General features: G+C 63.3%; 7 protein-coding genes. 4 read left to right on the top strand and 3 right to left on the bottom strand.

Annotated features, from left to right (window positions below; translation table 11 throughout):
- The 4 genes from O0882_RS08645 to O0882_RS08630 all read left to right on the top strand — a co-directional run.
- A partial coding sequence (locus O0882_RS08645) for a YDG domain-containing protein (protein WP_289947039.1) occupies window positions 1–2,082 on the top strand: 2,082 nt, incomplete at its 5' end.
- Window positions 2,083–2,089: 7 nt separating this feature from the next.
- The gene (locus O0882_RS08640; protein ID WP_289947038.1) at window positions 2,090–3,784 is read left to right on the top strand and encodes a ShlB/FhaC/HecB family hemolysin secretion/activation protein; all 1,695 of its coding nucleotides are present in this window, start codon (window positions 2,090–2,092) and stop codon (window positions 3,782–3,784) included.
- Between the two features lie 124 nt (window positions 3,785–3,908).
- Window positions 3,909–5,306 (top strand): HAMP domain-containing sensor histidine kinase, encoded by a 1,398-nt coding sequence (locus O0882_RS08635; protein ID WP_289947037.1) that lies wholly within the window; start codon window positions 3,909–3,911, stop codon window positions 5,304–5,306.
- A gap of 7 nt (window positions 5,307–5,313) precedes the next feature.
- Window positions 5,314–6,015: a response regulator transcription factor gene (locus O0882_RS08630; RefSeq protein ID WP_289947036.1), complete on the top strand. Its 702-nt coding sequence runs from the start codon at window positions 5,314–5,316 to the stop codon at window positions 6,013–6,015.
- Window positions 6,016–6,099: 84 nt separating this feature from the next.
- Here the strand turns inward: O0882_RS08630 and O0882_RS08625 are convergent, their stop codons facing one another.
- From O0882_RS08625 to O0882_RS08615, 3 genes are read right to left on the bottom strand one after another with little or no spacing between them, the layout of a single operon-like run.
- Entirely contained in the window at window positions 6,100–8,535 is a 2,436-nt protein-coding gene (locus O0882_RS08625; protein ID WP_289947035.1) for a glycosyltransferase, read from the bottom strand.
- Complete coding sequence (locus O0882_RS08620) at window positions 8,532–9,758, bottom strand: TIGR04063 family PEP-CTERM/XrtA system glycosyltransferase (protein ID WP_289947034.1); 1,227 nt, start codon at window positions 9,756–9,758, stop codon at window positions 8,532–8,534. The genes O0882_RS08625 and O0882_RS08620 overlap by 4 nt, the downstream gene beginning before the upstream one ends.
- Before the next feature lie 3 nt (window positions 9,759–9,761).
- On the bottom strand, window positions 9,762–11,747 hold the full coding sequence (locus O0882_RS08615) for an XrtA/PEP-CTERM system amidotransferase (RefSeq protein ID WP_289947033.1): 1,986 nt from the start codon (window positions 11,745–11,747) through the stop codon (window positions 9,762–9,764).
- Window positions 11,748–11,752 lie beyond the last annotated feature (5 nt).

Below are 11,752 nucleotides of genomic sequence, written 5' to 3'. Positions count from 1 at the left end.
AACGTGGCCTACTCCGGCATGATCGCGGGGGACAATCTCAGCCTGGGCGGCCAGGGTGTCGGGCGCTTCGACAGCAAGGATGCGGGCACGAATAAAACGGTCAGCGTGTCCGGTTTCAGCCTGGGCGGAGTCGATGCCGGCAATTACGTCGTCACGCAACCGTCAGGCTTGACGGCGACGATCAGCAAGGCTGACCTGGTGGTATCTGGCATCAGCGCATTGAATAAAACCTATGATGCGAGCGCCGGCGCGACCTTGAGCGGCACGGCCGCAGTGAGCGGCTTGCTGAGCGACAACGTGTCCGTCGTTGGCACGGGTAGCGGCAGCTTTGCCGACGCCAATGCCGGCAGCGGCAAGAGCGTCGCCGTCAACGGCTATGCGCTGACGGGCTTGGACGCGGCCAACTACAACGTGGTGCAGCCGATCAGCGTGACGGCCACCATCCACAAGGCCGATCTGATCCTGTCGGGCGGCAAGACCTATGATGGCAACACTGCGGTGGCGGGCGGCTCGCTGACGGCCACGGGCGTGGCCGGGCAAACCTTCAGCGTCGGCGGCGTCGGCGATGTGTCCAACCTGGCCAGCAAGAACGTGCAAGCCGGCACGGCGCTAGGCAGCACCACCGGCCTCGTGCTGGGCAGCAGCGGCAACGGCGGCCTGTCCGGCAACTACAATGTGCTGGGCACGGCCGGCAGCAGCTATACGGTGACGGCCAAGGGCATCACCTTGAGCGGCATCGGCGCCGTGGACAAAACCTATGACGCGACGACGACGGCCACCCTGAATACGGCAAACGTGGCGTATTCCGGCATGATCGCGGGGGACAATCTCAGCCTGGGCGGCCAGGGTGTCGGCCAGTTTGCCAGCAAGGATGCGGGCGCGAACAAGACGGTCAGCGTGTCCGGTTTCAGCCTGAGCGGGCTGGACGCCGGCAATTACGTCGTCACGCAACCGTCAGGCTTGACGGCGACGATCAGCAAGGCTGAGCTGGTGGTATCGGGCGTCAGTGCTGCCGATAAAACCTATGATGCCACGACCACGGCGACTCTGAATGCCACGCATGTGGCTTACTCCGGCATCTTCGCAGGGGACAATGTCAGCCTGGGAGGGCAGGGTGTCGGCCAATTTTCGAGCAAGGATGCGGGCGCGAATAAAGCTGTTGCCGTGTCTGGCTACATCTTGACGGGGGCTGATGCCGGCAATTACGTCGTCAGGCAGCCGACTGGCCTGAGCGCCACCATACGCAAAGCCGATCTGTCACTGGCGGGCCTGACTGCCACCGACAAGATCTACGACGCCACGATCACGGCTGCACTGAGCGGTTCCGCCAGTCTTTCTGGTGTCATGGGGAGTGACATCGTTTCGCTCGGTGGTAAGCAAACTGCTACCTTTGCCGATAAAAATGTTGGTAAAAATAAATCGGTGACTGTCAGTGGCTACACGCTGACCGGTAGCGATGCCGGCAACTACAATATCGTCGATCGCAACGTGCTGACCGCCAGCATTACACCGGCATCGATTACGGTCAGTGGCATCACTGCAGCCGATAAAGTGTATGACGGCAGCACGGCGGCCACGGTCAATGCCGGCAATGCCACGCTGGTGGGCAAGTTGGGTTCGGACGTGATTACGATAACCTCGACCGGCCTGTTCTCTGACGCCGCCGTTGGTGGAAGCAAGACGGTTAATCTGAGCAGCGTCTATGGCGGAGCCGATATCGGCAATTACATCATTGCCGGACAATCGCGCGCAGTCGCCAGCATTACGGCAGCGCCTGTCGTCGCGCCCACCACGCCACTCGTGAGCACCACGCAGATGCAGCAAATTCAGAGCGCGGTAACGCAGTTGCAGTCGTCCGTGTTGCCGCCGCAAGCCCTGGCGCAGCCGCAGGCATTGAACCTGTCTTCCACGCTGCTGGTGCAGCAGACTGACGCCGGCACTGCCAGAACCGAGCCTGCGCAGGAAACGGTCGACACCCGCTTGTTCAATACCAGTACCGGATTCGGCACGCCTGCCCCGACGCTGCGAATTCAAAATGGCGGCATGCAATTGCCGCTCGTCGCCAACAGCATCACAGAATAAGACATACATGACCACCATAACCAAGCAGTCCTTCTTGCTCAAGCCCCTGTACGCCGCCTTGTTGCTGGTGCCACTCGATGCGTATGCCGCTGATCCGCAAACGACGCCCAATGCCGGGTCGATTTTGCAACAATTGCAACCGGCAATTCCTGCTGTCGCCAAGCCGAACGCGCCCACGCTGGAGGTCAAGCCGAAAAGCGATGCCAGCTTGCCGTCGTCACAGCCGATGCACGTGACTGCGCTGCGTATCACTGGCAATACCGCTTTTCCCACACAGACGCTGCATGCGCTGGTCGCCGATCAGGAAGGTAAAAGTCTGACCTTGCCGCAGCTCGACGAACTGGCAGGGCGTATTACGGCGTACTACCAGGGCCGTGGATTTCCGATGACGCGCGCCATCATCCCCGTGCAGACGATCACCGACGGCGTCATCATCATCCAGGTCGTCGAGGCACATTACGGCAAAGTCCGGCTCAACAACAGCAGCGAAGTCAGCGACGCTTTGCTCCATGCCAGCCTGGTTCCGCTCAGTGGAGGGGAATTGATTGCCGAGGCCGAACTCGATCGTGCCTTGCTGTTGCTGTCCGACGTACCGGGCGTGCGCGTGAACGCGGTTCTTAAACCAGGCTCGGCAGTCGGCACGGCTGACATGGATGTCGAGACACGTTACAACCGCCTGGCCCTGGCGAACGTTTCGCTGGACAACTACGGCAATCGCTATATCGGGCGCGCGCGCCTGAGCGGCAACTTTAATATCGTCAATCCGTTCCACCACGGCGATATCCTGAGCGCCAACATCATCAGCACGGGTGAGGGCATGAATTATGGCCGGGTGGGCTACGACACCTTGCTCAACGGCCAGGGAACCAGGGCAGGCGTGGCTTACTCGGCATTGCATTACAAGCTAGGCAGTACCGCCAGTGCGCTCGATGCCAATGGGACGGCGACGGTTGCCAGCCTGTGGGCGAAACATCCATTGGTTCGCAGCAAGCGCTACAACATCTATGCCCAATTGCAATACGATGCTAAAAACCTGCGCGATCATATCGATGTCAGCAGCCTGCGTACCGACCGGCATCTGGACAACTGGATCGTGAGCGTGAACGGTGACCTGCGCGACAACCTGCTGGCGGGTGGCATGAGCATGGCAAGCCTGGGCTGGACCAGCGGACGTGGTAGTTTTGATAACTTCTCTGCTGCGGCATCGGATGCCGCTACTGCGCGCACGAGTGGGGGATTTTCCAAGTGGAATGCCAATATTGCCCGTTTGCAGGGGCTGACGCCGCGCGACTCGCTGTACTTCAACTTGAGTGGGCAATGGGCTGACGGCAATCTGGATTCCGCTGAAAAGATGAGCGCCGGTGGTCCCTATACGGTGCGTGCCTATGATATCGGCGCCATTTCCGGCGACAGCGGCTATGCAGGCACGGTGGAAATGCGCCATGATTTGGGCGCGCTGCTATTTGGAAATTGGCAGGTGCTGGCATTTCTTGACACTGCTTATGTCAAAGTCAACCGCCATCCCTGGACCAAGGCAGAAAACAGCGCGACCTTGTCTGGCGCCGGTATCGGCCTGAACTGGGCCGGTCCCGACCAGTGGCGCGCGAGCATGTCGGTGGCAACGCGCCTGGGGGCGGCACCGTCATTGTTGCCCAAGCCGTCGTCGGTGCGTGCCTGGCTGGTGGCGAGCAAGGGCTTCTGATTTTTGCTCATTGCCGATCTGGTAAGATATGCAAAATACTGGTTTCTTGGAAATGTTTGTTGCACGTTAAGCTGGTGCGTTTGACCGGCAGCCCTCTCTTACGCTACCCGAACAGACTGGACCCATGGATCATCAAACAGCCAGCATTGCATTATCCGTGACACAGTTATGTATTTCGGCAACGATGATTGGCGTCTATTTTGCCGCGCCCACGGAACGCTATACGCGGCTGTGGGCCATGTCCGGTGTACTGACCGCCGTTGGCATGACGATCATCATACTGAATGCGTTCCGCCCGCCAGGCTTGTTATTGATGGCGGGAAATGTTGCATTGTTTGCTGGCTGTATCGTTGTGTGGGTCGGATTGAGAGCGTTCTTTGGGACAAAAATAAGCCACTGGGCGTATTTTCTTGTCGCTTTGTTTGCATGTGCGTATTTTTTATTAATAGAAAACAAGGCGGAGTTTTCCGCCCGTGCCTGTCTCAGCAGTGCCAGCCTGATTCTGGTTTTTGTACTGTGTTTGCAAACGCTACTGGCACGACATCCGGAAACGGCATCTGGCAAGCTTGGCTATGCGCGTGAAATGGCGATTGTCGGTCTATTGATGTTGATTACTGCGCATGGCTTGCGCATCGCCGTTTTACTCTATCAACCGGTCGGATTGAGTTCTGCGTTGATGTCCCAGATGAATATAGTGGTTGTCTACCTGGTCCCCTTGGCCGGAACCCTGCTATTTTTCCCGGCCTTGCTGCTGCTGTATTTTGAGCGTATCAAACATCAGTTGCTGCTGTCATTGGAATCCAAACAGGAAGCGCTGGAAAACCAGACCCGATTCGTGGAGATGTTTTCACACGAATACCGTACACCGTTGGCTGTCATCCGGACCAATCTGGATATTCTGCAAAATAAGGAACCGAGCGGCGCTCAGCACTTCGGTTCCAACCTCGAAAAAATGCAGCGCGCCGTATTGCGACTGGTTGAAGTGGCAGAAACCGCACTGCAGAGGGATCAAAATAGTGACGGGAAAGCTGATATCCTCTGCGAAGCGATCTTCATGCCGGATTTTCTGCGCAGTGTTATCGAAGAAGCCTCCGATTTCTGGCGTGAGCGTGCACCACAGCTTGAGTTCCACTATACGAAACCCATCGTCTTTCATGGGGATCGCAAGTTGCTGAAGACGGCATTCCTGAATGTACTCGATAATGCGATCAAATATGGGCCTAAACAAGGGACGGTCCGTGTCCAGTTGAGCAAAAACGATGGCGCATTGCTCCTCACAGTAGACGACAATGGCACCGGTATTCCGGAACATGAGCTGGCTCTGGTGTATGGCAAGTATTTCCGTGGCAGTCGCACCGGTTTTGTCGCCGGCAGCGGCATCGGCCTGTATATGGTACAGCGTATCATTGCTCAACATGCAGGCAGCATACTTCTGGTTAACCGTCCTGAAGGAGGCACTTCAGCGACAATCACCTTACCATTGCCTGTAGAGGAGGCGCAAAGCGGTGCCATCAAAAATTAGAGTGTTATTGGTCGAAGATGATGAAGATTTACGCGATAGCGTGGTGGAATGGCTCGAACTGAATGGCATGCATATCATCGCCGTGCGCAACGCGGCTGAGTTTTATCAGGCTTTGCCAAAATGCGATTGTCAGATAGCCGTGATCGATGTTGGCTTGCCGGATCAGGAGGGTTATGTACTGGCCGAATATGTGCGCGCCAATAGCAATATGGGTATCATTATCCTGACCGCCCGCAGTGCGATAGAAGATAAGCTCAAAGGTTATCACTCTGGCGCGGACCAGTATCTGGTCAAACCGGTGGACTGCCGCGAACTGTCTGCGGTGATTGGCAGTATCGCGCAGCGCGTGCGGAAAACCACCGTAGAGTTGATCGACGTGCCGGATCGATGGACTATTTTTGCTACGCAATGGGAACTGCGTCTTGCCCAAGAGTTTCAGGTCGCACTCAGCCTGAAGGAGTTGATGTTTCTCGAATTGCTGGCAAGCAAGCCTGGTCTGCCGGTACAAAAAAAGACGATTCTGACGAAGCTGTATCAGCGCGATGACTACCATAGCGGCCGCTCGCTCGATTCACTGGTGCGTCGCTTGCGTGCAAAAATCGTCAGCCAGACCGGTGTTGATATCCCGATCCGTACCGTGCATTCATTCGGATATTGCTTCGCAGGCGAGATTGCTCTTGTTGACGGCGAACCCACTTCAAGTGATTAAGCAAGCTGCGTGTAGCCACCATGGAATCGACTGAATAAGGCCCCGGTCGGGCGGATGTCATTCATCGTGCTGCAGGCTGCCCGCCTACGCCACCTCGCTCACCACGTAGCGGTACTTGCCCGACGCTTCCGCCGCGATCTCGTCGACTTCCTCGATGACGATGTCCACCTGCGCGCCCAGCCTGGCCTGGAAACCGGTCACGATGGCGCTGCGCGTGGCGTCATCCAGGCGCGCCACGCAGACCAGCAGCACGCGCGTGCGCAGCAGGCTTTCCTGGATGATTTTAAAACCGCGCACTTGCGGCAGTTCGCGCACGATGTAGACGAGCGCCAGGCCGTGCATGACGGTGCCGTCGACCGCCGTGAGGAAATCCGTGCTGCGCCCTTCGATCTTGTGCAGCAGGGGCAAACCGCGTCCGCAGGCGCAAGGCTGCGTGCCCAGCGCGCCCACGTCGCCCGTGGCGTAGCGGATGAAGGGGTAGTCCCGCGTGGCCAAATGGGTGACGACGATCTCTCCTGTGGCACCAAAGGGCAGCGGCTGGCCCTGGCCATCGACAATTTCCACGATGATGTCTTCGGCCGTGATGTGCATGCCGCCGTCCGGGCATTCGTGGGCGATGAAGCCCGCGTCGCGCCCGCCGTAGCCGTTGGCCACGGGGCAGCCGAAGGCGGCGGCGATCTGCGCGCGCTGCTCGTCGTACAGGCGCTCGGCCGTGACGAACGCCACCTTCACGCCCAGGCCGTCGAGCGGCAGGTCGCGCGCGCCGGCATGGCTGGCGATGCGGCACAGCGCGGACGGATAGCCGAACAGCATGCGCGGACGCCAGCGGCGCAATTGCGCCACGTAGCCGTCAAGGCGCGCGGGCGACATGGCAAACGCGGGCAGCAGGGTGCTGCGCAGCAGCGCATCGCGCAGGCGGCGCAGGCGGTCTTGCGCCTGCAGCTCGATGGGCGAGCCCCACAAGACGGCTTCGCGGTCGCCGATATCGACACCCCACCAGCGCGTGGCGCGCCACTTGGCGGCGATGTCGTGGCTGATCCTGCGCCGTCCCAGGAAAAACTGCAGCGGCTCGCCGCTCGAGCCGCCCGTGGCGAACGGGCGCAAGCCCACGGCGCGGGCGGACTTGAAGCTGTCGCGCGCGCTGGCGATATCCGCCTTGCGCAGCAGCGGCAGGCGCGATAAATCGGCCAGTTGGCGCACCTGTTGCGGGTCGAAGCCGCTGCTGGAAAACAGTGCGCGGTAGTAGGGCACGTGCGCGTCCGCGTGGCGCAGCAGCGCGCGCAGGCGCGCCAGCTGCCACTCTTGCAGCTGCTGGGCGCTCCACCACTGCGAGCGTTCCAGGCGGCGCAGCAGGCGTACGCTGTGGTGGCCTTTGAACCATTCATGCAGGGGAAACAGCCAGCGGGCCACGCAGCGCGTGTAGGCGCCCGGGCGCGGCGCGGCGCGGACGCGGCGGTAATGCGCGGCCAGGCCGGGCGCGATGCCGGGCCAGCCGAAAGTGGCGGCGTGCGCCAGGCCCGCGTCTGCCAGCTTTTGCGCGCGGCTCGGGTCGCGCAGCAGGGCCAGGATGGCCTGCGCCATGGCGGCCGGATCGCCGGGCGGCACCAGCAATGCCGTCACGCCGTCTTGCAGCAGGGCGGGGATGCCGCCCACGTTGGTGCTGACGACGGGCACGCCGCAGGCCAGCGCTTCGAGCACGGAAATGGGCATGTTGTCGGCCAGGCTGGGATTGAGGACGATGTCGCTGGCCTGGTACAGGGCCGGCATGGCGGCATTGTCGACGGGGCCGGCGAAGCGCACGGAGGCAAGAACGCCGAGCGACCTGGCCAGGCGTGCCAGCGCCGCGCGCTGCGGTCCGCCGCCGGCCAGCACCAGGCGCGCCCCGGGATAGCTGTGGCGCACGAAAGCAAAGGCGCGCACGGCGCTGGCATTGTCGTACAGCGGTTCCAGGTGGCGCGCCACGAGGATGCACGGGCCATCCGCGGATGGCACACGCGGTACGGCCGGTGCAAAACGCTGCAAGTCCACCACGTTCGGCACGATGTGGGCCGTATGGCCATATTGTTCGAAAATGCCGGCCAGGTAGGCCGAGGGCACGACGATGGCGCTGGCGCGGCGCAGGCTCAATGCCACCAGGCGCGGCGAACGGGCGAAAAAGGCGGCCGCTTCGCCGCCCCGGTAGTTGAGCAGGGCCGGCTTGCCTTTCAGGCTGGCGATCCACAATGCCGGCGCCGCGTGCAGATGCCAGGACCAGCCGGAATTGGCCATGATGTGGAACAGGTCCACCGTATTGGCAGTGCGCCACAGGCGCCACAGGTGCACGGGCAGGCGTAGCGCCGCGCGCAGGTAGCGGATGCGCGCCAGCCAGGGCGGCAGCACCGGGCCGTTGACGGCCAGCAGCTGCACTTGCGCGCCGTCCTCGCGCAGTAGCCGCGCCAGTTGCGCCGTCTGGTTCGCCATGCCGCCGGCCGGCGGCGGCAGCGGGCCGACCAGCGCGATGCGCAAGCCCGTGAAGATCATGGCACCACTCCCGCCCTGCGCGCCGCGGTCAGGCGCGCATACACGGGCGCATAGCGGCCCACGCTGGCGCCCCAGCTGCGCTCCGTCTCGACAAACGCGCGCGCCTGGCGCCGCAGCGCCGGCCAGCTGTCGGGCGCCAGCAGCAGGTGTAATACCGCCTGCGCCAGTGCCTCGGCGTCGCCGGCGCGAAACAGCATGCCCGTCTTGCCATGTTCGACCAGTTCGCGGTGGCCGCCCACGTCGGACGCCACCACCAGGCGGCCCTGCGCCATCGCCTCTAACGGTTTCAAGGGCGTCACCAGCTCCGTCAGGCGCATGGGCAGGCGCGGATACACGCAGATGTCGACCAGCTGATAATACGCGGCCACCTGCGCGTGCGGCACTCTGCCCGCGAAAACCACGGCGTGCTCCAGGCCCAGCTGCGCCGCCAGCGCGCGCAGCGCCGCTTCCTGCGGCCCGCCGCCGGCCAGCAGCAGCCGCAATGCGGGCTGCGCCGCCAGCAGGCGCGGCATGGCGCGCAACAGCAGGGCCAGACCCTCGTAGGCATAGAACGAGCCGATGAAGCCGATAACCAGGTGACCATGCAGGCCCAGTTTATGCGCCAGCCACAGGTCGCCGGGCGCCGTGACGCAAAAGGCGCCCGCATCGACGGCGTTCGGGATGACGGTGATTTTATGCGCGGGCACGCCGCGCGCGCACAGCTCGCGCCGCAAACCGTCGCAGATGGTGGTGATGGCGTCGGCGCGGCGCAGCGCGTAGGTTTCCAGCGCCCGCGTGAGCCGGTAGCGCAGGCCGCCGGGCCGGCTGCTGCCATGGTCGGCGGCCGCGTCTTCCCAGAAGGCGCGCACTTCATATACGACGGGGATGCCCAGCGCGCGGCCCGCGTTGAGGGCGGCAACGGCATTGAGTGCAGGCGAATGCGCATGCAGGATGTCCGGCCTGGCTTGCCGCGCCAGCTGGCGCAGGCGCACGGCCAGGCCGATGATGACGGCCACTTGCCGCAGCACGGGCAGGCGCGCCCACCAGCGTGCATTCGGCGCCGTGCGGTAGAAATGCCAGCCGTCGACCAGCTGCTGCGGGGCATCGGACGGCCCCTGCTTGGCACTCGTGAGTTGCGTCGTGTGCCAGCCCAGCGCGCGCTGCTGCCGCAGGATAGCCAGGGTGCGAAACGTGTAGCCGCTGTGCAGGGGCAGCGAGTGGTCGAGGATGTGCAGGATGCGCATGGATTAGCCTGGGACAGATGTTGGGGTCAGTCCCTGCGGGAGCGGAATACGGCCCATTGGGCCATATTCCCGCGACGGGTCTGACCCCGTTGCAACCTGGCGCAGGAACGCTTCGAACATCAGCAGCGCCCACAGGGGCGCGCTGTAGTCGCGCCGCCCGCTGGCATGCTGATCGAGCAGCAGGCGCACGTAGTCCATGTCGAACAGGCCGCATTGCGCCAGGGTGGGGCCCAGCAGGCGCTGTTGCAGGCGCTGGCGCAGCGGGCCGCGCAGCCAGTCCGCCAGCGGCACCGAAAATCCCATCTTCTGGCGGTACAGCAGGGTGTCGGGCAGCAGCGGGCGCAGGGCTTTTTTCAGCAGGTATTTGCCTTCGCCGCGCCGCAGCTTGAATTGCGGCGGCAGGCCGGACATCCACGCCACCAGTTCATGGTCGAGCAGGGGTGAGCGCACTTCCAGCGCATGCGCCATGCTGGCCCGGTCCACCTTGGTCAGGATGTCGCCGGGCAGGTAGGTTTTCAGGTCCAGGTACTGTACCTGCGACAGCGGATCTTGCGCGGGGCTGGCCAGCGCGTGGCGGCGCAGCACTTCGACGGCGCGGTAGCCATGCAGGCTGCGCCGCAGCTCGGGGCTGAACAGGCGCGCGCGCATGGCGTCGCCCAGCAGGCTGACGCCGTGAAAATACGCGTCCGTCGTGTCGCGCGCCAGGCCCTCGAAGGTGGTCTTGGCGCGCAGGAAGCGCGGCGCCCAGTCGGCCTTCGGGTACAACCGCCCCAGGGTGCCGAACAGCGACTGGCGCAAGCCGGCCGGCAGCAACGGGTCCATCGCCTTGCGCACTCTTTCTTCGCGCGTGTGCAGGCGGTAGCGCCGGTAGCCGGCCAGGCTTTCATCGCCGCCGTCGCCCGACAGGGCCACCGTGACGCGCTGGCGCGCCAGCTGGCAGACCCGGTACGTGGGCATGGCGGAACTGTCGGCGAACGGTTCGTCGTACAGGTTCGCCAGCAGGTCGATCAGCTCGAAGTCGTCTTGCTCGACCTGGCGCGCGTGGTGCGCCGTGGCGTAGCGGCGCGCCACCAGGTCGGCGTAGCGCGCTTCGTTGTACGCGGGGTCGCCGAACGAGATGGAGCAGGTGTTGACGGGCGTGGCGCTGGCGCCGGCCATCAGCGCCACGACGGCGCTGGAATCGACGCCGCCGGAGAGAAAGGCACCGAGCGGCACTTCGGCCACCATGCGGATGCGCACCGCTTCGCGCAGGCGCGCCAGCAGTTCGTCGGCCGCCTGCGCCTCGCTGGCGGGCGGATTCGGCGTGAATGGAATGTCCCAGTACGCTTGCGGCGCGGGCAGCGGCTGGCCGGCGCGAATCGACAGGGTATGCCCGGGCGGCAGTTTGCGCGCGTGCTGGAAGATGCTGCGCGGCTCGGGCACATAGCCGTAGGCGAAATACTCTTCCACGGCCAGCGGATCGAGCGTGCGCGGCATGGCCGGATGCGCGAGCAGGGCTTTGAGTTCGGAGCCGAACAGCAGGGTGCCGTCCTGCGCCTCGCCGTAGTACAGGGGTTTCACGCCCAGGCGGTCGCGCGCCAGGAACAGCAGATGGCGCCGGCGGTCCCACAGGGCGAAGGCGAACATGCCGCGCAGGCGCCGCACGCAGTGTTCCCCCCATTGTTCCCAGGCGTGGACGATGACTTCCGTGTCGCTGCTGGTGCGGAACTGGTGGCCGAACTGGCGCAGTTCGGCCATCAGGCTGCGGTAATTATAGATTTCGCCATTGAAGACGATGGCGATGCTGCGGTCGGCGTTGAACAGCGGCTGCTGGCCGCTGGCCAGGTCGATCACGGACAATCGCCGGTGCGCCAGGCCCAGTCCCGGCTCGCGGTGCAGTCCACCTTCGTCCGGTCCCCGATGGAGCAGGCTGTGGTTCATGCGCGCCAGCAGCAGCACATCGATGTCGCGCTGGCCCTGCAAATCAAAGATGCCGCTGATGCCGCACATGGGAG

It is taken from the genome of Janthinobacterium sp. SUN073 (genome assembly GCF_030397665.1).
Lineage (GTDB): Bacteria > Pseudomonadota > Gammaproteobacteria > Burkholderiales > Burkholderiaceae_D > Janthinobacterium.
This window is presented reverse-complemented; position numbering and strand designations above follow the sequence as displayed.

Coding starts and splice junctions, on each gene's coding strand:
- O0882_RS08615 (WP_289947033.1), bottom strand. CDS start 11,747: ATGTGCGGCATCAGCGGCATCTTTGATTTGCAGGGCCAGCGCGACATC.
- O0882_RS08625 (WP_289947035.1), bottom strand. CDS start 8,535: ATGATCTTCACGGGCTTGCGCATCGCGCTGGTCGGCCCGCTGCCGCCG.
- O0882_RS08620 (WP_289947034.1), bottom strand. CDS start 9,758: ATGCGCATCCTGCACATCCTCGACCACTCGCTGCCCCTGCACAGCGGC.
- O0882_RS08635 (WP_289947037.1), top strand. CDS start 3,909: ATGGATCATCAAACAGCCAGCATTGCATTATCCGTGACACAGTTATGT.
- O0882_RS08640 (WP_289947038.1), top strand. CDS start 2,090: ATGACCACCATAACCAAGCAGTCCTTCTTGCTCAAGCCCCTGTACGCC.